Consider the following 19,456-nt stretch of genomic DNA (forward strand, 5'->3'; position numbering starts at 1 on the left):
ATTCTGAAACGTATGGATGTATAATTCACTTATGAAACAGCAACTTGAAATCATACAAAGCCAGAAACAGAAATTTTCATCCAGACAGGTACCCTCCATGGAGATTTTATCCCTTTCGCAGCATGAGCTGGAAACGCTGGTTGATAAGAATCTGATGGAAAATCCGTTTTCGGATGTGGAACAGAACGAGGGACTGATTGAGACCAGAGAGGTAGATTTCGATTATAAAAAGGTTCGCAAGAAACAGGATGATTCTTTGGAATTTGAGCTTGCCGATGAAAATCAGGATGATCTGAGCGCGTATGTGATGCCGCAGCTATATCCATATTGTAAAACAAAGAAGGATGAAGAAATATTTACGGTAATCTTGGAGTCTTTGGATTCCAGAGGTTTTCTGGTGGAAGCAGAAGACGATATATGCAAATATCTGAATATAAAAAAGAGCAGCCTGCATGAGTATGTGAATATACTGCAGCATGTTGAGCCAAAGGGACTTGCAGCGAAGGACTATCAGGAGTGCATTCTTCTGCAGCTTAAGGAGCTTGCGCATTCAGCGCTGGCACAGACGATCGTGAAAACACATCTTGAGGCTGTCAGTCACGGTGATTTGAAGAAAATCGCAAGACTGGAGCATACGGATATCATACAGGTAAAGGAAGCACTGGCACTGATTCGCACACTGAATCCAATACCTGCCAACGGCTTTCGGGTACGTGAAAAGACAATATTCCTCGTTCCTGATGTATATATCAAAAAGGAAGACCATGGAATTGTTCTGGAAATGAATTCCGGAATACAGGATAAATTGAAAATGAATGCGGATACTTATGAGCTTTATAAATCCAATGCATTCCATGGGGAAGCAAAAGCCTTTTTGAAGCAGAAGCTGCATGATTTCAAATGGCTGCAATACAGTGTTTCCAGAAGGGCGCTGATGTTAAAGAAAATTATCACGTATCTTGTGGAATATCAGACTGCATATTTTCAGACAGGTGATGAGCGGAATCTGAAGCCGTTGCGTCTGGTTGATATCGCAGAACAGCAGGATATGCATGTTTCCACTATCAGTCGCGCAATTTCCAATAAATTCTTTCAATGTGAATACGGCACCTTCTCCTTTCGCTTTCTCATACCGCGATGCTATGAGAAGCAGGGAGAGGTTGCGGCTTCCATTGATACGATTAAAAACGAAATCAGGGAAATTATAAAGGCTGAGGATCGCAAGCATCCGTATTCCGATGAAAAAATACATCAGCTGCTGGAGGAGGACGGCTTCCTTGTATCCAGAAGAAGTGTTACTTTATATCGTAAGGAATGCTGTATACCATCCTCCAGAAATCGAAAGATGATCCGTGAATAGAAAGGAGAATCAAAAGATGAATATTTTAGATGTTGAGTTTGTTGAAGAGCTCGTCGATGCATGCCAGTATTTTTGGGAAGCAGGCTGGGGAGAGTATCATGCAGGTAACATCAGCTATTTACTTTCGGATGCGGAAGTGAATCAGCTGAAAGGCTATATGCAGGTACTCGCCTCTGTAGAGGTTGCTTTTGATACGGCGGGATTGGAAGGAAAGTCGTTTATTGTAACAAAATCCGGAGCGTGCTTTCGCACGATGAAGAAAAAATATGAGCGTGATCTGGGAATTATACGGTTTAAGGAAAACGGTTATGATATTTTATGGGGGCTTGATCAGGGGCGAGGTCGTCCGACGAGTGAGCTGCCTGCGCATGTTCTGTGCCATAGGGCAAGACTTGCGGATGATGCGCATAACAAGATTGTCATGCACTGTCATCCAACCTATCTGAATGCAATGACGATGATTCATGAGCTGGATGAGGAAAGCTTTACGCAGACTCTGTGGAAAATGAATTCCGAGTGTGCTCTGGTGTTTCCAGAAGGGCTGGCCGTTCTGCCGTGGATGAAGTGCGGAGAAGGTCCAATCGGACCTGCAACAGCAGAGAAAATGAAGGATAAGCGAGTCGTTGTTTGGCCGTTTCACGGTATTTTCTCAAGCGGTAACTCCATTTCGGATGCTATTGGACTGATTGAGGCTATTGATAAAAATGCACATGTTTATGTTCTTGTTAAATCTAATATGATACATGGAATGACAAATGAAAACGTGCGGGAATTAAAGGATCACTTCGGACTTGCATAATTTCTGTCTGTGATCATACAGGAATATGGGAAAAGAAGAACTTCACGCCTTCTTTTCCTTTTTCTATATCTGTTTCCATCTTTTACGGGAATCACTTAACAGATACAGCGTGATAAAAAGGAGGATGTCCTATGTTGGATGATTTGAAAAATGAAGTCTGTGAAATAGCCAAAAAGGCGCAAAGAGACGGCTTGTGTAAGCATAAGTCCGGGAATTTTTCTGCCAGGGATCAGGAGAGCGGATATATCGTCATTACACCGACCAGTGTAGATCGTGAACGGCTGACACCGGAAGACATGATTGTTATGGATCTTGATGCAAATGTGATTGAGAATGTAACCGGATTAAGACCGACGAGTGAGGCACTCATGCATATCATGATTTATAAGACAAGAGAGGATGCAAGAGCAATCGTTCATACACATTCCATGTATGGCACCACCTTTGCATTACTGAATAAACCGATTCCTGCCATTGTGTACGAAGTGGCGAATTTCGGTTTGACAAGGGCCAGAATTCCGGTTGCGCCATATGGACGCCCAGGTACCGGAGAATTAGCGGATTCTGTTGTGGAGGCGTGTCAGGAGGCAGAGTGCTTCCTGCTGGAAAAGCATGGTACTGTGGCATTTGATTCAAGAAATATATATGAAGCCTATTTGAAGGCGAGCTATATTGAAGAACTGGCACAGCTATATTTTAATGCACTGGTTGTGCAGCAGGGAAAGGAGCCGGATGCGTTTGCACAGGAGGAGCTGCAAAGCTGGGAGTATCCGAAGGAAATAAAATTCTCTGCAGGGAAACAATAATGCTCACACTTCTTTTCGTTCGGCATGGAGAAACCATGTCCAATGTGTGGAGCTATATACAGGGATGGTCGGATACACCCTTGACGCAGCGCGGGATTGCACAGGGAAAACAGGTGGCGGAGGCATTAAAGAATACAGACCTTCTTGCCATTTATACGTCGACAAGCGAACGGGCCTATGATACAGCCTGCCTGATCAATGCCTATCACGGTCTTGATATCCATATGTGCAAGGGCTTAAAGGAAATGAATTTCGGAACGTTAGAGGCACAGCCGGAGCATATCGTAGGAGGCTCTCCGGCACATAGAATAAATTTTGATTACCGTTCCTTTAATGGGGAAAATATACAGGTTTTGACGAAACGGGTCAGGAAAGCACTGGATGAAATTGTGGAGGCACAGAACAATGCGCATGGGACAATCCTGTGTGTTTCTCATAGTATCGCCATATTGGCGGCAATTCGTTCCATTGATAAAACGGTATATGCTTACAGAATGAAACAGGAGGAATATATTGATAATTGCTCTGTTACAGCTATTAACTATGAGGATGGCAGATTCATGATTGGCGATATCAATATTACGGATACAGAAAGAATACGGCGATTAGGTTTATAAGGTGTAAAGCAGTATCGCTAGGATGTTCATGTATGCTTTATACAAATAGAATATAGATCCTATACTATAGGCAGATTCGCAGGAACAGCAATCTGACGTATAGGATTTTTTTGTTTCATAGCCTGGATTAACAGTCTTACAGAAAAGGATACTTTCGATATTGCAGGGTAGAAGGTCGTAATGAAGCAGCCTGACTAGGCTTTTAGGGGGAATAGGAAAAATCTATATATTTTAGATCAAACTGGCAGATACATAGAAGTATTGGACGCTATCCGACTGAAAAATGTAAAAATATTAAAAAAAATCAAAAAAATTTAGGAGTTTCGCAAGTTTCCTTCGTATAGATATATATAAAGACAAAGGAGGAAACTGTAAATGACGAAAGTGAAGGATAGGGAATATCCGATTCCCTTCCACAATGATGTTTTTTTCAAGTACATGCTGATTGGCGAGGACGCAGGCTCTGCGATGCTGAGAAGCAGGATCATCGAGGAGATCTACAAGCTGAAGGTACAAAGGACGAGGGTGCTGAATCCGGAGCTGCTGCCGGAAACCTTTTTCGGCAAGCGGGCGATCCTGGATGTGGTGCTGGAGGATGAGGATGGTCATTTCTTCAATTTGGAAATGCAGGTATCCGGGTACACGGAGGATGAACAGCTGCGCTTCCAGCAGTATGGCTACCGCCTGGCGGAAAGACAGCTGAAGAAGGGGGATGATTACACAAAGCTGAAGCCGTTCTATCAGATCATCTTCATGAACTGTAAGCCGAAGGATGGCAAACGAATGATAGTCACTACAAGGTAAGGGATGAGGACAATCAGGAGGAGCCGCATGGTACACTGAACCGTGCAATCGTGTTTCTGCCGATGATCGAGCAGCGCATAAAGGAGGCTGGAGGAATAGAAAAGCTGACAGAATTTGAGACCTTTTGTTATGTGCTTGCATATAATCCGGATGATGCTATACTAAAGATGAAGAGAAGGATGGTGGATGTAGCGATGGCAAAATATAATGAAATGAGAGAGGATGGACAGCTGTTCAGCTGGGCGGAATCAGTGGAATTTGCTGAGCGAGCAGTCCAGGCGAATCTGCGGGAGCAGACTGCAGAAGCCAGGAAAATAGGATTGGAAAAAGGCTTTCAACAAGGAATGGAAAAGGGCATTGAGAAGGGGCTTGGAAATGGTAAAAGGACATTGTTAAAATCACAAATATTACATAAGTTTGGGATTGATGATGAATGGGTGGATACGCTCTCGGATCAACAAATTGATTATGCTGTTATCCAAATTCTGGATTGCAATACGTATGATGCCTTAAAGGATTGTTTAAAGGTTAAAGAATAACATAACAATTTCATGGCTGAACCTCTTATCATGGGATTCAGTCTTTTTGTTTCATTCGCAACTGTTTCATTTGCTGCTGCTTTTATATGCTTTTACTTACTGGACAAAACATTCGTTATCCTTATTTACTTAAGGATAAAAAAGCTGTATCACAATAAGACCAACCTGATAAACGCAATGCTGTATCATACATGATAAAATATATAACGTATAGAAAGACAGCTGTTTACAGCGATAACTATCAAAAATGAGTATAATATTCTGCTATCAGATAGCTTGCTGGGTTCATAAATTCTTATCCCCTTGCTTTTCTTTATAGTAGGGTGCCTGTGTATATGAAAATACAATGTAAATTAAAAATACTGAAAAGCAGAAATAAATGCAAAGCATTCGTATAGTATAGAATGTCACAGAGAAATGAAAAATATTCAGAAAATAGAATTGTGTTTGTTACAAAGTTACGGTATACTAGGAAACAGTGAGGTGACAGGATGCGGGTAGTATTACAAAGAGTACAGCATGCCAGCGTGCGTGTTGAAGGAAAAATAACAGGTAGTATTGAGCAGGGCTTCCTGCTGCTGGTTGGTATTACACCTACAGATACACAGGATATAATAAAGAAGATGGCAGGGAAATGCGCTCAGCTGCGTGTGTTTGAGGATGAAAATGGTAAGATGAATAAGGGGCTTTCAGATATCGGAGGCAGTATTCTTTCCATATCGCAGTTTACACTTTACGCAGACTGTAAACGGGGAAGGCGCCCTGGCTTTGAGAAGGCTGCGCGTGGTGAATTTGCTCAGCCGATGTATGAGGCGTTTAATGAGGAATTGCGCACGTATGGTATTCAGGTGGAAACCGGTATCTTTGGCGCAGATATGAAAGTGGAATTGCTGAATGACGGTCCGGTTACGATTATGCTGGATAGTGAAGACTGGTAGGAGGTAAGCAGATGGGAACAGTGTTATATGGAAGTGAAGTGGCAAAGGAAATCCGTGCCTCTTTGAAGGAACAAATCAATGAAATTAGAACAGCAGGGAAACGGATTCCCAAGCTTGTCGTGATTCTGGTAGGAAACAATACGGCCAGTCTTTCCTATGTGAGTGGAAAAGAAAAGGCGTGCAGGGAAATCGGAATGGAAAATATACTGCTGCACTTAAAGGAAGAAACGACGGAGGGGGAACTGCTGGAAGAAATTCAAAGATTGAATGAAGATGTCAGTGTCGATGGTATTCTGGTACAGCTACCCTTGCCTAAGCATATGGATGAGCATAAGATTCTCTTTGCGATTGACCCAAAAAAGGATGTAGATGGTTTTCATCCATATAATATAGGGAAGATGATGCTGCAAGAGGATACCTATCTTCCCTGTACACCAAAAGGGATTATGCGGCTGCTGGAGATAAGCGGTTATTCTGATTTAAGCGGATTACGTGCCGTTGTGATCGGCCGCAGTAATATTGTTGGTAAACCGGTAGCACAGCTGCTCTTAAACCGGAATGCCACCGTAACGATTTGCCATTCAAGAACAAAGAATATTGAACAGATTTGTGCTTCTGCAGATATACTGATTGCATCCGTAGGACAGGCGCGCCTTGTAAAAGCCGACTGGGTAAAGGAAGGGGCAGCTGTAATTGATGTCGGCATCAATCGTGTGGATGGAAAGCTGTGCGGAGATGTAGATTTTGAGGATGTAAAGGATAAAACGGCAGTGATTACACCGGTTCCTAAGGGGGTTGGACCAATGACAATTGCAATGCTTTTGGAAAATACGCTGGAAGCCTATCGAAAAAACTATCATGCTGATTGAAATTTTAGGGGAATTTCTGGTTGAGGGAATCGCCTATGGAACCTATAGCATCATGGATTTATTTCTCGATCATTTATATAAGGGTTGGAATAAAACGCTGAAGAAGATTCTATGTGTACTCATGGGGATAACCCTATGGGTTTTCCTTACGTATATCGTCATTAAGATTTTGGAATTCATCTTATAAATGTGGAGGTACTTATGATAGAAAAAGATTATGATCTCAATGATATCGTCGAAATGAAAAAGGAACATCCTTGTCATAAATCAAAAAACTGGAAGATCATTCGCATGGGGGCAGATATCCGCATTAAGTGTATGGGGTGCGGTACCAGTGTGCTGTTTCCCAGAGTGCAGTTTGAAAAGAAATTGAAAAAAATTGTGGAGAAAGCTCCAAGAGAGAACTAAGCATATAAAAGCAGAACTATAAGCATATATAGGAGAGTCTGTTAATTAGATAACATTCATAAGACTTTCCTTTTTTGATGTAGTGAAAATAGAAATCGTGATAATGTCTTTTTTTTAATATATTTAGTAAAATATAATTGATAAAAAAGATAATAAAGCATACTATAATAGTGTAGAGGAAGTGATGGAATGGCGAAGAATCTAAAGCTGAAGGCAGCCAGGGCTGCTATGGATCTGACGCAGGAGGAGCTTGCTGTGAAGGTGAATGTGACAAGACAGACGATCAATGCCATTGAAAAAGGCGATTACAATCCAAGCATCAATCTGTGCATTGCGATATGCAGGGAGCTTCAGAAAACACTGAATGATTTATTTTGGGAGGAGTGAATTATATGGATAAATATGATGAGAGACAGGAACAGGTTCGTGGAAAAATTATGACTAGATCCTTTACGTTCACAATCATCATGCTGTTGCTAATTGCGTTTATTAACGATATGCATGTATATGATATTGAAAAAAATATCGGGTTTGGAGAGACGCTGATTGCTGTTGTATGTATCAATATCGCATATGTCTCCGTTGCCGCTATATGGAGCGGTGCTTATTTTTCACCGGCAATGGCTGGCAGAATGCGTTTACTGATGTATAGCTTTACCATCTTAGCGCTGAGTCTGCTTGTTCTTACCATATTGGATCTGGTACGTGGGGAGGCTCTTTCCTTTCTGAATATGATTTCGCTGCTTATGATAGGCAGCATTACCATAGCACTCTGGATTCGAAAGAGCAGACTGTAAGAAATACCGTAATCTCCCGTATTTACTTGCATATGGGGCGAAAAAACGATAAAATGGTAAAGCGAGAGGAAGGATAGTATATGCCATTAACAGCAGGAATCGTTGGATTGCCGAATGTCGGTAAATCCACATTGTTTAACGCCATTACAAAAAGCCAGGTAGAAGCTGCGAATTATCCGTTTGCGACAATTCAGCCAAACGTTGGAGTCGTAGAGGTACCTGATCATAGAATTGATCGTCTGGTGGAATTGTTCCATCCGAAGAAAACTATTTATACAACCTTTGAATTCACAGATATTGCAGGTCTGGTAAAGGGAGCGAGCAAGGGAGAAGGACTTGGAAACCAGTTTCTGAGTAATATCCGTTTAACAGATGCCATCTGTCATGTTGTACGCTGCTTTGATGATGCGGATATTACACATGTAGAGGGAAGTGTAGATCCGATCCGTGATATTGAAATTATCAATCTGGAACTGATCATGGCTGACCTGCAAACGATTGAAAACCGTTTGAGCAAGGTGGAACGCAAGGCAGTAACAAACAAGGATAAGGATGCAATGGCTGAGGTTGTTGTATTGAAAAAGCTCAGGGAAGCACTGGAGGCAGGAAGGCCTGCAAGAAGTGTGGAGCTGGATAAGGATGAGCTTGCACTGATCAAAGCGTTTAGTCTTTTAACCATTAAGCCGATGATTTACATCGCGAACATGTCAGATGAGGAAATTGCAGATCCAAAAGAGAATCCTTATTTCCAAAAGGTGAAGGAGCTTGCGGACAGTGAACATAATGAAGTCGTACCTATCTGTGCAAAGATTGAGGAGGAGCTTTCCGAGCTGGATAAGGAAGAAAAGCTGGAATTTTTGAACGAGCTTGGCATTCAGGAGAGCGGCCTGGATAAGGTTATCAAAACTGCATATCGTATTCTTGATTTATGCACCTTCCTGACAGCCGGAGAGGATGAATGCCGTGCATGGACATTCCATAGAGGCATGCTTGCTCCGCAGTGTGCCGGTGTTATTCATACAGATTTTGAAAAGGGCTTTATTCGTGCAGAGTGCTATAAGTTTGAAGATATCGATAAGCTGGAAACTGAACAGGCTGTGAAGGAAGCAGGGAAGCTGCGTCTGGAAGGTAAGGAATATGTTGTTCAGGATGGAGATGTCCTGCATTTCCGCTTTAACGTATAAGAAAAAAGTGCTGATTCAGCACTTTTTATATACGATAATTTTTATATTCTATTTTTATAATATACTTATTTTAAAATAAAGGATGCGATATCATCAATGAATTTCTGGTTTACATGACCCTTCGTTTTATACTCTTCACTTGTAGGCTTTCCCTCGCCGTCAATCATGAGGTGTGTAGACTTCGGATAGCTTGTAAAGCTCCAGTTTTTCTTGTTCTCAAAGGCTTTCTTCCATATGCTGTAATCCGCCTCAGTCACCTGGTAATCACGAAGCCCCTGTGCACATAATATAGGAGTCTCAATAGCCGCTGCCTGTTTTACAGCATCATAAGACAGCAGATCCTTCATGTAGGCTTTGGACATACCACCAAAAAACATCTTGGCATCACTGAGGTTATCAATATTTGCTAAATCCTTTTGATCCTGTTTGTATTGATCAATGACCTTCTGCTCCTTGTCTGTAATGGTACCATCAAGGCTGGCAAGATAGGTAACCTGTTCAAGAAACAATTCATCCAGCGGGCGCGCAGGAGCTGCCATCATGATATAGCCGGCACAATCCTTTGTCTGCGATGCAATTCTTGGGATCAGATAACCGGAGAGACTGTGACCCAGGATGTAAATCTGTTTCGTGTTGATTTGTGATTGCAGCTTCCCTTGCTTTACAGCTGCTATTGCATCTTCGATAACCTCCTGTTCAACAGTATCCTGTAATGTGAAGGATTCTGGATAGGTATAGGTGCGTTTGTCATAACGGTAGCTTGCGATTCCTTTTTTAGCCAGACCCCAGGCAATATCCTGAAACGGCTTATTGTCATAAAGCGTTTCATCCATATCATTCGGGCCGCTGCCAGCAAGCAGGATTACAAGCGGAAAGTTCTCACCCTCAGTCGGTGTCGTCAGTCTGCCATCCAGCGTTTTACCATTAGAAATCTTTAAATCCAGCGCTGTGTCCTTTACGCCAGTGGGTGTCTTTGCGCTTTTTTTCTGCGTCTTGTAGGGTTTGAAAAACAGCCCCTGTATTTCATTCTTTTCGTTCAAGCTCAACTGTATATTCGTATTCTGTTCCTCCATGCGGCAAGGTATCATAATGATTGTAGAGCCCTGATAGCTTTGTCCATATGGCGTTTCTGCCTCCATCAGCTTACCCAGACTGTCATTATAGCTATCCAGCTGCTTTTGAAAGTCTTTCTGCTTAATGGTCTCTTTCATCCGTTCATCATAGGAATAATCCTTTAACAGCTTTTCATACCTGCGCTGTGTCAAATCCTTTACAAACTGTGTAGCCATCCTGCTTTGTTCATCCGTCAGCTGAATTTCCACAGCCTCTTTTGCGTCTTCTTTTTTCTCCTCTTTGCCACTGCAGGCTGTCAGCATCAGGCAACAGAACAGGCAGACGGCAATCCTTAATTTCTTCTTCATTTCAATCATCCCTTTTTCTTATTGTATCACAATCATAAAGAAAAAAAGACCAAAAGGTCTATTTTTCAGCTGCGATAAAAGCTTTCAAATCCTCAAAGCAGTTTTTAGCATCCTCGTAGCCCTGATTATACAGCTCACGAAGTCTTGTCTCATTTTTCTCTAGGCGGGATATTTCTACCGGAGAGCTTGGACGGATGATAAACACGCTGCCTTCCTTCTCCATCAGGGCAAGCTCATCCAGCGTACGGTTATATTTAATATGACGGGTTTCCAGTGCCTTGATAAAGTTCGGATATTTTTTATAGCTGTGACGGATCATCGGTAAAAGATTATTTTTACCCTTGCGATATTCTTTGCATTGTGTGAGTACAACGATATTTTTCGTATAGCCCATTTCCTGAAATTTATGAATCGGGATACTGTCTGTTGCGCCGCCGTCAAGCAGCTTCTTTCCGTCAACCTCAACAATTCTTGAAAGCAGCGGGAGAGATGCAGAAGCACGTACATAGATTACATCGCGTTTCATATTGATACATTGCAGATACTCCGCTTTCCCTGTTTCCAGATTACTCGCGACAGCATACAGCTTGGTATGAGCGGTGTTAAAGGTATCAAAATCATAGGGATCTAGTGTATTTGGGATATCCTCATAGACAAATTTAGCCCCGAAGAAATCTCCGGTTTTCAGCAGCGAGGATACACTCATATAGCGTTTATCCTTTAAATAGGCAGTATTGGTACGGTATGCTCTGCCTATCTGCTTTGATACATAGCTGCAGGCATGACACGCACCGGCACTTACTCCGATGACTCCATCGGTATATACATTCTGTTCCATGAAGAAATCCAGCACACCGGCAGTATATATGCCACGCATGCCGCCTCCCTCCAGAACGAGTCCAAGCTTGCTCATGTTCTTCACTTCCTTTACGACCCGTATATTATATCATAGATTTTCGTGACTTTCACAGGAACGGGAAAAATCAAGTCTTATGAACTGTTGCAGGCTATGCTTTCAATCAGCCTCTGACATTGTTTAAATACGTGAGTGCTGACGTAGACATGATAAACATAATCGTTATAGGGTATGGATTACAGCTTCATCCAGTATTTATAAACAAACAAATTCATACAGGAGCTATGAAACACGGGATGCCATCGCAGATTATAGAAAACATGGTTATTAAAGAAACATCATCCAGTACATAGCAATATCACTATCAGCTGTGCTGTCTCAGATGAATATCTCTTGCATAATAGAAAGGATTGCGGAATATATTCTTCATTAAACTTTATGTAGTGAAAATTGTTTCAAACGAAATACCTGCTTTTCGTTCATTTACCATTTGTAAATAACCCACATTAGTGATAAAATTAGCATATATAAAACGAGAGGAGAGCGTGTTTATGAAACTAATTTTAGCGATTATGTCCAATGACGACAGCCCTGCAGTTTCCAGTGCATTAACGAAAGAAAATTATCAGGTAACAAGACTGGCAACGACAGGAGGATTCCTGCGTGCAGGGAATACTACCCTGATTGTAGGTACAGATGATGATAAGATTGAACGTGCTATTGAAGTTATCGGAGAATACAGCAGACGTCGTACCGAGGTTGTGCCAAGTACAGCATCCTACGATATCGGAAGATATGCATCTTTTCCAGTTGAAGTGCAGGTAGGAGGAGCGACCATCTTCGTTATTGATGTTGAAAAATTCATTAAATTATAATAGCAAAAAAAGAAACCTGCGGGTTTCTTTTTCATTGGCTTATTGTATCTGTTGATGGTTTATTGTATAATCACATTCTTTTCAACATGCTTTGGCTTGTGAAAGGACAGCAGTACCTTGAACAAATCCGCATCAAAACTGATTTCCATATGGCCGTTTTGAAGCTCAGTAAAGCTTTTTGCGATTGCCAGCCCCAAACCGCTTCCTTCCGTATTTCTCGCCTTATCACCGCGCTGAAAGCGTTCCATGATGTCGCCAGGGTTAAAATCAAGCTCGGTGGCAGAAATATTCTTAATAGAAATAAGAACATCCTCCCTAGTCTCTTCAACATTGATATAGATGCGGGTATGCTCAAGGGCATACTTTCCGGCATTGACAAGCAGATTTTCCAGTATGCGGAAGGTTTTCTGCGGATCGAGAGGAAGAATGAGCTTTTCCTCACAGAAGGTATTGCGTATGGTAAGGTCATGCTCCGTTAATAACGCTTCACATTCCATTTCCACCTGTCTGATTAAGGAAATCAGATCAACATCCATCGTATCCAGCTGAATATTACCTGTACTGGCTTTACTGATTTCAAATAAATCCTCAATGAGATGCTTGAGGCGGTTACTGCCGGCTTCCAATATGGCAATATAGCGTGAGCGCTCCTCCTGCGGCAGCTCCTCGTTTTTCAACAGATCGATATAGCTGATCATAGAGGTCAGCGGCGTTTTCAAATCATGCGATACATTGGTTATCAGCTCCGTACGCATATTCTGGGAACGAACCTCCTGTGCAACCGCATCCTGAAAGGAGGCTTCGATATTTTGCAGATTGCTTTTCAATGGTTCATACATGCCCAGACTTTCCTCGATATCTGTTTGAAAATTCCCGTTGGCTACCCGCTGAATGATGGTTTCCAGAGTAAGGTAATCTTTTTTCATTTTATTGTTTTGCTTGTGTCGTATGTAATACAGGATACAGCAATACGCCGCAATCAGAAGCAGGGAAAGAAGCCCATGATCCCAGAACATACAGCAAAGTATGATGCATATAGCATGCAGGAACAAAGAAGCAAGCAGTCGGCGTTCTTTTGCATCGTGAATGTCAAAGCCGATAATAAAGTGATACAGGCGTTTCGCCTGCCTGCTGAGCAGGACAGAGTTTTGTAAGAGCAGGGAGTGCTGCTGCAGGGATTGCTTTATCCCGTTGTGTAGCATGGAACGCAGGGCATAGCCGCATCCGGAAAGCACGACAAACAGTGCGGTAAGCGAAGCAATCTGCAGCACATAATAGCTAGCGAGCTGCCAGGTGTCTGCGGATACGATATCGATTGTAAAATTATCCGGAAGCCGGAACATATGAAAGACCAGCTCTGCTCCCTTGCTTTTGTATAGGAAAAATCCAAGCAGGGCGGCGATAAGTGTAATTTCATATGGCAGCTTCTGCGTGAAAAAGCGGTAAAAGCTGCTCTTTACGGCCCGTTTGTACGGCAATAGAATTGACCATGCAAATAACAGCGCTCCTACTAACAGGGTGATACGCATGAGTGCAGGCTCCATATAGTCGTCAAGATAGACGTATTCCAAAGCAATCTCATCATCGTTTGGCTCGCGGATATACGTATTGCCGTAGGAATCCGTTTCCTTCCAGCTGCGTGTAGTCCTGTAGTAGTCCCGGTAATCATCAACCGCCTTCCCGTCTAAAGACGGAAAGATTAGAAACATGGCAATAATAGCAGATACGATTCCTGTCCAGAGAACCATGGTCATCCAGTGTATTTTTTTCATATTGCACCCTCTTACTGTTTTTCAATCTTATACCCGACACCCCAAACAACTTTAATATAGCGGGGCGTACGGGGATTGATTTCAATTTTTTCTCTCAGATTCCGGATATGCACCATAACAGTTTCCGTATTGACAGCGGCTTCCTTCCACACATGCTCATAAATATCATCACTGGAAAAGACCTGTCCCGGATGCTCCATAAACAGCTGCAGGATACGGAATTCAATCGGTGTCAGCCGCCGGGGCTCCCCATCCACAAAAACCTCTTTGCTTTTGCGATGCAGCTCTATGCCACCCAGAAGCAGACTGTCCTCCACCTCCTGCTTTTGTTCCAGGAGCTGACGGTAACGCATATGCCTTCGCAGCTGGGCATGAACACGGGCAAGCAGCTCCATTGGCACAAACGGCTTCGTTACATAATCATCTGCACCAATATTCAAACCGGTAATTTTATCAATATCCTCGGATTTGGCAGATAATATGATGATGGGAAAATCGTAGGTCTCTCTGATTTTCATGGTTAGAGCGATTCCATCCATAACCGGCATCATAACATCAATGATTGCTAAGTCTACAGGAGTGCTTTCCACTATTTCCCATGCGGCGGCTCCGTTGGCTGCCTTCAGGGTCTGATATCCCTGACTTTTCAAATAAATCTCTATGGCATCCGCAATGGATGCCTCATCTTCAGCAATTAGTATGACAGAACTCATGGTATAACTCCTTTTTTTTCATTATACAACACATATGCATTATTTTCTTATTTTTTCATAAAATGCATGCTGATCAAAGGTGTGCAGACAGAGAATTCCGGCAAGGCTGAATCCGATAAACAGTATCATTATATCCAGTATGTTCATAATCCGTCCTCCTGGTTTCAGTATACAGAAAAAGTATTAAGGAACGATGGCGGCTTTTCAAAAGATTTTCTAAAGAAGTGATTGTAATTGCTTGTAAAAGGGATTCCAATGAAATACAATTAAGGTTAGAAGGGGTGTTTGTATGAAACGAATCATTGAAAATATAAAATTTATGCAGGACGGTACCATGGTATTCGGAGACTTGCATCTGGAAGACGGGTTTGTGGAACGGATTGATTACAAAACACCGCATATGGTGAGTGATATCGCAATACCTGGACTGGTGGATATCCATACGCATGGATTTCATGGTTATTCCTGTGAAAATACGGATATCGAAAATCTGCATGCACTGGCTCTGGAATATCCCAAGCGCGGGATAACTTCTTTCTGTCCTACAATATCTGCCAGATCACTGGATGAATTTCGTACAATCCTGAATGCATACCGGAAGGCGTTTCAGGGAGACTATCGGGGAGCGCGCTATGAAGGGGTGCACCTGGAAGGCCCGTATCTGAATCCGGATCGCCGCGGCTCTATGAAAAAAGAGAATCTTATGGAGATCCATCTTGGAGAGCTGGAGGATTTTCTTTCAGAATATCACGAGGATATAAAAATCATGACGATTGCACCGGATGTGAAAAATGCAATGGAGGCAATATCGCTGCTGCATCTGTATGGAATCGAGATTTCCCTGGGGCATACAAATGCGGACTTTGATCAGACGAGGGAAGCCTTTGCCTGTGGAGCCACACAGATTACCCATCTTGGAAATACGATGCCGGAGCTTACACATCGTCATCCGGGAATGATGGACGCTGTATTTCTATCAAATTGTCTGTGTGAGATTATTATGGACGGAGTTCATATGCAAAGGGAAATGTTGAAATGGGTTATCCGTCTGCTTGGCTGCAGCCGTGTGATTGCGGTCAGTGACGGCACGCCATACTCCGGATTTAATTATCCAAACGGATACGAGCTTGCGGATGGCAGTGTGGTACGCAATGGTGCAGTATACAGAGATGATATCCTTTTGGGAAGCAGCTGTGATCTGCTGGATATATTCCAGTACCTGTATAAGGAGGAGGGATATGATCTTTCCGATTGTATCCGTATGTGTTCTACCAATGCTGCAAAAATGATGAAAACCTATGCGCATGATATCGGACTTGGTAAAAATATCAATCTTGTGATTCTGAGTCATGATATGAATGTAAAGGAGGTTATTATCAACGGCAGAAGTGCTTTATAATACGATGGAGTGGATATGTATTATGAGTATGGGACAACTGATATGCACAAGAAGGAAATCGAATATGCTAAATAAGCAGGAAGCGATTGATAGCATAAACGAATATGGAAGGCTTATGAATCATTTAATAAACAGGAAGTGCGGACGTCATGGAAGCGGGAGGATGTCAGAGCCTCCTGTTTTTTTAGTAAGGTCATTGGGATAGGGGAATTTATGCGTTTTTTTTAATCCCTATAGTGAGTACTGCAAGGTATAAAACCAGGCATAGAAGCATACAACAAGGAATCGCCTATTCGTAGAGGCTCATAAATGCGTTTTAAGCGGTGTTTCTGTTTGCTTAAATACTGGAATTGGTGATTTTGATAAAAGTCGCTTAAAATGAATAAAAATACGGATTTAAGAAATATTAAGAATTATGATGGGACATATAATACAAAAAAGAAGGCATTTGCCTTCTTTTTCTACACAAATTATTTGTTTACACGGATAAATACAGGGCCACTTCCGATATAAGCAGATGCTTCTACGGTAGTTCCGCCTTTCCATCCACCATGAACAGCCTGACCGTTACCAACATACACAGCGATATGAGGAACACCGGCACCAGCATCATCATAGTAAATCAAATCACCTGGCTGCGGATTGCTTGTAACACTTCCCAGTGACATGTATTCTGCCGGCCAACCATGGAAATAGATTCCCTGAGCAGCCAGTGCATTGGAAGCCAATGCTGTACAGTCCTGTCCAACACCAAGCTGAGCTAATGCAGCAGATGCAATTCCACCGTCTGCAGTACCCAGGTTCTGAGAACCGCTGCTTCTGCTAGAGCTTGTGGAACCATTGCTTTCACTTACAGCTTTACTATCGTTGTCTGTAGTATCAGCTTTTTCTTTTTTCTTGATTTTCTTTGCTACACCGTTTTTGTCAAACTTGTAACCAGCATATTCTGTCTTAGTTGCAGCCTGACCTTTTTTGTTGAAATAATACTTTTTACCGTCAATCGTCTTCCAGCCTTTTGTCATGAAGCCGTATTTCGTGTAATAGTATTTTTCTCCGTCTTTCTTCACCCATCCGGTTGTAATCGTACCGTCATCGTTGAAGTTGTACTTTTTCCCATCGATGCTAACTTCACCGGTAGCCAGAGAACCATCTTTTGTAAAGTAAACTTTCTTTCCGTCCACTTTAGTCCATCCAGTAACCAGTTTCCCATCATCGCCGAAGTTGTAAGTTTTGTTATCGATCTTCTGTACACCAGTAACAGCTACTCCAAATTCGTTGTAATATGTATCCTTTACTTCGTTCCATCCAGTCAGCAATACTCCAGATTTCTGGAATGTGTATTCATGACCGTCGATAACCTGTTTTCCATTCACACGGTGACCTTCTGCATCAAAGTAGTAGGTGGAACCGTTGATTTCCTTCCAGGAGCTTGTAATCGGATGACCTTCGCTGTTCAGGTAGTAGCTTCCAGCTTCATCAAATACCCATGAGCTAGTTTTTACCTGGCCTTCCATTTTGTAGACTCTGTTCGTGCCACTTCCGTGCCAGCCATCAGAATTTTGTGCCGCATATACCGTAGTTACTGCAGTTCCAGCTGTAGCCAGACACAGAACTAAAGCAACTTTCTTTGTGTTTTTTTCGATAAAATTCATGTTATCACCTCGACATCAACGCCCTCATTGTAACAAAGCGTTTTTTTATTTGCAACCCCTAATTTTTGAAAACTTACGTTTTTGTCACTTTCAAACCCTGTTGCGATTCCCTTTTAAAGCTTTGTTTATAGGCTGAAACCCATTTTTAGAAAATTTTAAAAATTTTATGAAATATTTTTGTATTTCTTCCGTTTTCCGTCCGTTCAGCGTCCAATATGCAAAAAAGGAGCCGTAGCCCCTTTTGTTGATGTAATAGTCTTTTTACGGTCTGCGGATTGCTGTAATGCTCTGCCCGCTGTTATTGCTCCAGTAGCTTACAGAAGATGTGATAACTCCTGTACTTGGGTTTGTCGCATGCACCATCTGTCCGCCACCCACGTAAATAGATACGTGAGCTCCGCCGCTCCATACAATCAGATCGCCTGGCTGCATATTGCCGTAGGATACCGGTGAACCAACACCTGCCTGTCCGCCTGCAGTTCTGGGAATGCTGATGCCTGCCTGTGCATATGCGTAGGACGTTAATCCGGAACAGTCAAAGCCTGCCGGAGAGGAACCGCCCCAAACATAGGGAGAGCCGACCATGGAAGCCGCGATACCTGCTGCGCTGGAGTTGCTGCCGGAGCCTGCCGGATTCAGATTTGCCGCAGAGGATGATGAGCTGCCTGCACTCTGTGCGGAGCTGTTTCCTGCTGCACGTGTGCTTTGTACATTTTCATTGCTTTCTGTTGCTTCTTCTTTTTTCTTCTCTTTGATTTTCTTAGCTACACCGTTTTTGTCAAACTTGTAGCCTGCGTATTTCGTACTGGTAGCTGCCTGACCCTTGCGGTTGAAATAATATTTCTTTCCGTCAATGGTTTTCCAGCCCTTTGTCATAAAGCCATACTTGTCGTAATAATATTTTTCTCCGTCTTTCTTCACCCAGCCACTCTGTAAAGAGCCGTCACTGGCGAAGTTATAGGACTTCCCGTCAATCTCTGTCTTTGCTGTCGCAAGAGAGCCGTCCTCTTTGAAGTACAGCTTCTTTCCGTCAACCGTCTGCCATCCCTTGACAATGTTTCCGTCCTGATCAAACAGATACTGGACTTTTTCGATTGTCTGTAAGCCATTCAGCTTTTCACCAAATTCGCTGTAATAGGATGTTTTGGTCTGATTCCAGCCAGTCAGCAGTACGCCGGATTTCTGGAACTGATATTCATGTCCGTCAATAACCTGTTTTCCGTTCACACGGTGTCCTTCGGCATCGAAGTAATACACAGAGCCGTTGATGGTCTTCCATTCGCTTGTTATCGGATGTCCGTTTGCATCCAGGTAGAAGCTGCCGCTTTCGTCGAACAGCCATGAGCTGGTCTTGACAGCACCTTCCTCTTTGTAAATGCGATCCGCTCCGGTTCCATGCCATCCGTCCGCATTCGTGGCAGCATATACAGTTGTGACTGCAGTTCCACCTGTTGCCAGGCACAGAATCAGCGCCACTTTTTTCGTATTTTTTTCAATAAAATTCATGTTGTCACCTCACAGTTTTGCATTCTAACAGAGAAAAATCCTTTTTGCAAACCCATTTTCTGTAAAATTCTCAAAATAAAGGCGGACAGCTGCTGTGATTACATGCAAATAGTCTCCTATTCATCACGGTTTCAACAACTA

19 protein-coding genes and 1 pseudogene are annotated in these 19,456 nt (G+C 42.6%); 14 read left to right on the forward strand and 6 right to left on the reverse strand.

The genetic code is table 11. The annotated features are described in order from the left end of the window. The first annotated feature begins 31 nt into the window (after positions 1-31). From rpoN to ychF, 12 genes and pseudogenes are all read left to right on the forward strand, one after another. The gene (rpoN, locus tag GKZ87_01235; protein ID QSI24219.1) at positions 32-1,360 is read left to right on the forward strand and encodes an RNA polymerase factor sigma-54; all 1,329 of its coding nucleotides are present in this window, start codon (positions 32-34) and stop codon (positions 1,358-1,360) included. A 16-nt stretch (positions 1,361-1,376) separates the two neighbouring features. Further along, positions 1,377-2,159: a rhamnulose-1-phosphate aldolase gene (gene rhaD, locus GKZ87_01240; GenBank protein QSI24220.1), complete on the forward strand. Its 783-nt coding sequence runs from the start codon at positions 1,377-1,379 to the stop codon at positions 2,157-2,159. 131 nt (positions 2,160-2,290) lie between these two features. Then, positions 2,291-2,965: a class II aldolase/adducin family protein gene (locus tag GKZ87_01245; GenBank protein QSI24221.1), complete on the forward strand. Its 675-nt coding sequence runs from the start codon at positions 2,291-2,293 to the stop codon at positions 2,963-2,965. Further along, positions 2,965-3,582, forward strand: coding sequence for a histidine phosphatase family protein (locus GKZ87_01250; protein QSI24222.1), 618 nt, complete (start codon positions 2,965-2,967; stop codon positions 3,580-3,582). Before GKZ87_01245 ends, GKZ87_01250 begins: the two co-directional genes overlap by 1 nt. Before the next feature lie 375 nt (positions 3,583-3,957). Further along, a pseudogene (locus GKZ87_01255) lies at positions 3,958-4,925 on the forward strand (transposase). Positions 4,926-5,416: 491 nt separating this feature from the next. Continuing rightward, positions 5,417-5,863: a D-tyrosyl-tRNA(Tyr) deacylase gene (locus GKZ87_01260; protein ID QSI24223.1), complete on the forward strand. Its 447-nt coding sequence runs from the start codon at positions 5,417-5,419 to the stop codon at positions 5,861-5,863. Positions 5,864-5,874: 11 nt separating this feature from the next. Further along, positions 5,875-6,732 carry a bifunctional methylenetetrahydrofolate dehydrogenase/methenyltetrahydrofolate cyclohydrolase FolD gene (gene folD, locus GKZ87_01265; GenBank protein ID QSI24224.1) on the forward strand — a complete coding sequence of 286 codons (858 nt, stop codon included), beginning with the start codon at positions 5,875-5,877 and terminating at the stop codon, positions 6,730-6,732. Beyond that, positions 6,722-6,919, forward strand: coding sequence for a hypothetical protein (locus GKZ87_01270; GenBank protein ID QSI24225.1), 198 nt, complete (start codon positions 6,722-6,724; stop codon positions 6,917-6,919). The genes folD and GKZ87_01270 overlap by 11 nt, the downstream gene beginning before the upstream one ends. 14 nt (positions 6,920-6,933) lie before the next feature. Beyond that, complete coding sequence (locus GKZ87_01275) at positions 6,934-7,140, forward strand: DUF951 family protein (GenBank protein ID QSI24226.1); 207 nt, start codon at positions 6,934-6,936, stop codon at positions 7,138-7,140. 189 nt (positions 7,141-7,329) lie between these two features. Further along, on the forward strand, positions 7,330-7,527 hold the full coding sequence (locus tag GKZ87_01280; protein ID QSI24227.1) for a helix-turn-helix domain-containing protein: 198 nt from the start codon (positions 7,330-7,332) through the stop codon (positions 7,525-7,527). A gap of 5 nt (positions 7,528-7,532) precedes the next feature. After that, on the forward strand, positions 7,533-7,937 hold the full coding sequence (locus GKZ87_01285; protein ID QSI24228.1) for an NADH-quinone oxidoreductase: 405 nt from the start codon (positions 7,533-7,535) through the stop codon (positions 7,935-7,937). A gap of 80 nt (positions 7,938-8,017) precedes the next feature. Then, a complete protein-coding gene (gene ychF / locus GKZ87_01290) occupies positions 8,018-9,121 on the forward strand; it encodes a redox-regulated ATPase YchF (protein ID QSI24229.1) in 1,104 nt (367 codons plus the stop codon). Between the two features lie 65 nt (positions 9,122-9,186). On the opposite strand, the gene GKZ87_01295 is transcribed toward ychF, so the two are convergent. Next, complete coding sequence (locus GKZ87_01295) at positions 9,187-10,542, reverse strand: DUF3887 domain-containing protein (GenBank protein QSI24230.1); 1,356 nt, start codon at positions 10,540-10,542, stop codon at positions 9,187-9,189. A 58-nt stretch (positions 10,543-10,600) separates the two neighbouring features. After that, complete coding sequence (locus GKZ87_01300; GenBank protein QSI24231.1) at positions 10,601-11,455, reverse strand: patatin family protein; 855 nt, start codon at positions 11,453-11,455, stop codon at positions 10,601-10,603. A 494-nt stretch (positions 11,456-11,949) separates the two neighbouring features. Between GKZ87_01300 and GKZ87_01305 the strand changes: the two genes are divergently transcribed. Next, positions 11,950-12,273, forward strand: coding sequence for a transcriptional regulator (locus GKZ87_01305; protein QSI24232.1), 324 nt, complete (start codon positions 11,950-11,952; stop codon positions 12,271-12,273). A gap of 59 nt (positions 12,274-12,332) precedes the next feature. Here the strand turns inward: GKZ87_01305 and GKZ87_01310 are convergent, their stop codons facing one another. Next, entirely contained in the window at positions 12,333-14,045 is a 1,713-nt protein-coding gene (locus tag GKZ87_01310; protein ID QSI24233.1) for a GHKL domain-containing protein, read from the reverse strand. Positions 14,046-14,056: 11 nt separating this feature from the next. Then, positions 14,057-14,758, reverse strand: a complete 702-nt coding sequence (locus GKZ87_01315) for a response regulator (GenBank protein QSI24234.1) — start codon at positions 14,756-14,758, stop codon at positions 14,057-14,059. A 289-nt stretch (positions 14,759-15,047) separates the two neighbouring features. Here GKZ87_01315 and GKZ87_01320 point away from each other — a divergent pair, with 289 nt between their 5' ends. Beyond that, a complete protein-coding gene (locus GKZ87_01320) occupies positions 15,048-16,157 on the forward strand; it encodes an amidohydrolase family protein (protein ID QSI24235.1) in 1,110 nt (369 codons plus the stop codon). Between the two features lie 470 nt (positions 16,158-16,627). Here the strand turns inward: GKZ87_01320 and GKZ87_01325 are convergent, their stop codons facing one another. Beyond that, complete coding sequence (locus tag GKZ87_01325; GenBank protein QSI24236.1) at positions 16,628-17,809, reverse strand: hypothetical protein; 1,182 nt, start codon at positions 17,807-17,809, stop codon at positions 16,628-16,630. A gap of 261 nt (positions 17,810-18,070) precedes the next feature. Beyond that, positions 18,071-19,315, reverse strand: a complete 1,245-nt coding sequence (locus GKZ87_01330) for a hypothetical protein (GenBank protein ID QSI24237.1) — start codon at positions 19,313-19,315, stop codon at positions 18,071-18,073. Positions 19,316-19,456: the final 141 nt, after the last annotated feature.

The organism is Erysipelotrichaceae bacterium 66202529 (genome assembly GCA_017161075.1).
GTDB lineage: Bacteria > Bacillota_I > Bacilli_A > Erysipelotrichales > Erysipelotrichaceae > Clostridium_AQ.